Origin of the sequence: Mesorhizobium sp. M5C.F.Ca.IN.020.32.2.1, from assembly GCF_004023105.1 — a bacterium.
Classification (GTDB): Bacteria; Pseudomonadota; Alphaproteobacteria; order Rhizobiales; family Rhizobiaceae; genus Mesorhizobium; species Mesorhizobium wenxiniae.
Genome location: NZ_RZSX01001561.1, coordinates 1 through 621, shown reverse-complemented (window position 1 = coordinate 621; position 621 = coordinate 1). Strand labels below are relative to the sequence as shown.

The window sequence follows — 621 nt, the reverse complement described above, 5'->3', positions numbered from 1 at the left end:
TCGTCATGGCAATGCCACGTCCGTTGCAGGCAAAGCCCGCGATCAGGCCAGGCCCGAGATCCACGAGATGCGGCAGGAAGTCGGGCTCGACGGCGGCCATCCCCGACCAGCTGTAGGCGAGCGGCGGGATTTCCGGGAGATCGAGATGTTTTGCAAGCCGACGCCAGATCGCATGCGGCACCCGCGCGTCGGCGCCGGGACCAAGACTATGCATGCCGCCGGTTATCAGCCGGTTTTCGCTATCGAAGCGGACGGTGAAAAGATTGCGCCTGGTGTCGCCGACGCCTTGCCCGCCTGGAAGCAGGTAGGTGCGGTATTCGCGCGGCAGCGGAGCCGTCGCGATCTGGAAGATTTTCAGAGGAAAGTAGGTTCGCTGCAGCGCGCGGTTCAGTGGTCCGCCATAGGCGTTGGTGGCAATCAGCACCTTTCCAGCACACACCGAACCCGATTCCGTCTTCAAAGCCCAGCCATCCCCGTTGCGATCGATCGATGCAACGCGCGTATGCTCGAAGATGCGGGCTCCGGCCTTTTCCGCCGCGTCAGCGAGGCCGCGTGCGTATTCGACCGGATTGAGGACACCGCCCGACGGGTCCATCCAGCCGCCGGGATAACCCCGAATGC

The 621-nt window shown here is 63.9% G+C and carries 1 protein-coding gene; it reads right to left on the bottom strand.

Annotated features, from left to right (window positions below; all coding sequences use genetic code 11):
- A partial coding sequence (locus tag EOA86_RS37445; protein ID WP_164892445.1) for an FAD-dependent oxidoreductase occupies positions 1 to 621 on the bottom strand: 621 nt, incomplete at both ends.